This window comes from Shewanella sp. BF02_Schw, assembly GCF_014596695.2.
GTDB lineage: Bacteria > Pseudomonadota > Gammaproteobacteria > Enterobacterales > Shewanellaceae > Shewanella.
Window position 1 is genome coordinate 1 of sequence record NZ_JABKAW020000015.1, and the last position, 3,154, is coordinate 3,154.

A 3,154-nucleotide genomic window follows, 5' to 3' on the forward strand; every position below is an offset into this window, starting at 1 on the left:
ATAATAGCGGGCTTTTTTACGTCTGCAATTTATAGTGTAGAGTTTGTTATTGGCCAAAACATGACAGCAGTTTGTTGAATATGCCCATGCGTCCCCTTCGGGGATAAAAGAGTAGGTCATTTCCAGACGCCTAATTGACTTGAGAAAGTCGCGAAACAGCCCGCTATGATGTAGCGGTTTTTTTGTGTTCAAAATTTGAGGGTATGGTGATTGATAGCATCCATCATAATGCAAACGATATACCCATGCGTCACCTTCGGGAATAATCAAGAGTAGGTCATTTCCAGGCGCCTGATGGACTTGAAAGAGTCGTGACCTGGCGTGATAATCAGGTATTTTTACTTCTGCCATTTACTGACATGCAGGTCTTCAACAATATTTACTTCAGTAAACAAGATGCTAATTTTTTTCACCAGAGTCATTACTGCTAATTCATGGTTACAATGTAAAATATTGTGGAAGATATCAGCATTTTTTACATGATCTGTAGTAGGTATATGGCTTTATTGTTTTTTTTTGCGAGCAATTATTAATCTTGAAACCAAATTTCGGTATCTGAAAATTGATATAATCTATTGTTAACATAAGTTGATTTCGTCTGCGGTATATTCCTACCACTTTAACCTTATTGATAATATGCTAGTGGTTTGAGCTGTGTGCCATACTTCATCTGTGTAAATAAAATAACACTTATCCGTTAAACAAGTTAAAGTGTGTAGATCTATTTAAAGTGTTTAATAAATAAAAAGTTTTTATGTCGTATATGCTATTTATTAGGCGACAATTAACTTGGCCGGTTCGCGACAACTAGCTTGTCCGGTTTTGGTAAGCTCTAGGCATACATAATTATTGAGAGATTTATATGCCTGGAAAAACCATAAATCAATCACAGGTTAACCTATATATGTCTTATCGTAATCAACCTAAACAGACTCAATCATCTGCAGCGGCTAAAGCAGGATTTTCATCCCGCACAGCCAGACGTATTGATTCAGGGCAGCACAACCCCCCTCCATTACCGCGTCAATACGCTACTCGAAAAGATCCGTTTAATGGTCTTTTTGAACAACATATTGTCCCACTGCTTGAAAAAGAACCCACATTACAACCCATTACATTATTTGAAAAACTCGAAGAAATCGCACCGGGGCAATTTGATCGCGCGCAACTTAGGACTTTACAACGCCGTATCAAGACATGGCGAGTCAAATACGGACCAGAAAAAGAGGTGATTTTCAGGCAACAGCATACACCTGGAGCGATGGGGATTTCCGATTACACTTGGGCTAATGAATTGAATATCACCCTCGCTGGCAGTGCATTTAAACACAAACTTTATCATTACCGCTTGGTTTTCAGTGGCTGGACTTACGTCGAAGTCATCTTGGGTGGCGAAAGCTTTGAGTCATTGTCATCCGGGCTGCAGAATGCCTTTTGGCAAAGTGGGGGTGTACCCAAAACCCACCGCACAGATAGCTTAAGCGCTGCCTTTAAAAACCACACACAAGCAGAAGTCCTCACAGAGCGCTACACCAAGTTATGTCAGCATTACGGTGTAAAAGCCACTCGAAACAATAAAGGTATAGCCCATGAAAATGGCGCAATTGAAGGCCCTAATGGGCATCTAAAGCGAAAGATAGCGCAGCAATTGCTATTGCGCGAAAGCCGTGACTTCCTGGATTTAAAGCAATACCGAGCATTCATCGATGCCATCGTCGCTAAAATAAATCGTCAATGTCACACGCGTTACATTGAGGAGTGCGCGTACTTGTCCGCCTTACCCGTCCGTCGAACGAATGACTTTTGTGAGCAGTACGTCAAAGTGACATCCAGCAGCACGATTTCCATTAAGCGTGTGACGTATTCCGTGCCATCACGGCTCATTGGCGTGACCTTACTGGCGCACATTTATGATGACCGCATCGTCCTCTTCTATGGACATGAAATCACATTAACCTTAGCGCGAATACACACGCAAGGCGCAGCACGTGGCCGCTCAATAGACTATCAGCACCTTATCCACGCATTGGCTAAGAAGCGCAATGCGTTTAAAGCATCACAACTTAGAGACGACCTTATACCTAAAGGCGATTTTTGGCAGTTATGGCAGGCACTCACCCGTGATGGTGTGACTGATACAGATTGTCATTATATGGTCGATTTACTGGTCATCGCTGCCAACTATGATTGTGAGGCTGCATTGGGCCGCTTCGTTCTCAGCGCATTTGAAGCAGGAAAAGCGGTAACGATAGATGAATGTCGACGCGTTTTCAGGCCTGATACGCTATTTACCCCCATGATTAATCGTCAACAACATAGCGTTTCAAGTTACGACGTACTGTTAGGAGGGCGCAATGGCTAACCCACTGAGCTTACCTATATTATTACAAGAGTTACGATTACCCGCGATAGCAAAAGCTTGGCCTGATATCGCGCTAAAAGCGGTGAAGGAGCAATGGGGGCCTGAGCTATTTCTCGCTCAGTTATGTGAAATAGAGGCCTCACACCGACAAGAAATACGCCTAAAGCGCTTACTGAAAGACAGCCAATTACCCATAGGGAAACAACTATCACAGTACGATTTTAGTGAAGTGACAGGGATTAGTGCCGTTCAAATCAAGCATAAAGCCAGTGAGCTCGGGTGGTTGAGGCAAGGCCACAACATACTGTTATTTGGTGCAAGCGGTCTGGGGAAAACACACCTAGCCGCCGCGTTAGGCTATGCCCTTATAGAGCAATCTGTTCGAGTTAAATTCACAACAGGAACCGCCATGGTGCAGCATCTACAGAAAGCGCGACAAGGTTTAGGACTAGAAGATGCGCTTAAAAAACTCGATAAATATGAGCTACTGATTTTGGATGACATTGGCTATGTAAAAAAGAGCGACAGTGAAAGTCAGGTTCTATTTGAACTCATCGCACATCGATATGAGCGCAATAGCTTGGTGATAACGACGAACCAGGTATTTAGTGACTGGGACAGTATCTTTGGCGACAATATGATGACGGTAGCTGTGATAGACAGGCTGGTGCATCATGCTGAAATTTACCGACTTGAAGGAGATAGTTACCGTAAAAAACAAGCTATGAAATTAAACGACAAAAGCGGCCAACTTAATTGACGCGCATAGGACAAGCTAGTTGACGTCTAACA

General features: G+C 43.1%; 3 protein-coding genes. 2 read left to right on the plus strand and 1 reads right to left on the minus strand.

Annotated features, from left to right (window positions below; all coding sequences use genetic code 11):
* The coding region (locus HNW13_RS23350; protein WP_208062961.1) for a hypothetical protein at positions 1-351 on the minus strand (351 nt) is incomplete at its 3' end.
* Between the two features lie 511 nt (positions 352-862).
* Between HNW13_RS23350 and istA the strand changes: the two genes are divergently transcribed.
* Entirely contained in the window at positions 863-2,362 is a 1,500-nt protein-coding gene (istA, locus tag HNW13_RS23355; RefSeq protein WP_192114609.1) for an IS21 family transposase, read from the plus strand.
* Positions 2,355-3,122 carry an IS21-like element helper ATPase IstB gene (istB, locus tag HNW13_RS23360; RefSeq protein ID WP_192114610.1) on the plus strand — a complete coding sequence of 256 codons (768 nt, stop codon included), beginning with the start codon at positions 2,355-2,357 and terminating at the stop codon, positions 3,120-3,122. The genes istA and istB overlap by 8 nt, the downstream gene beginning before the upstream one ends.
* The last annotated feature ends 32 nt before the right edge of the window (positions 3,123-3,154 follow it).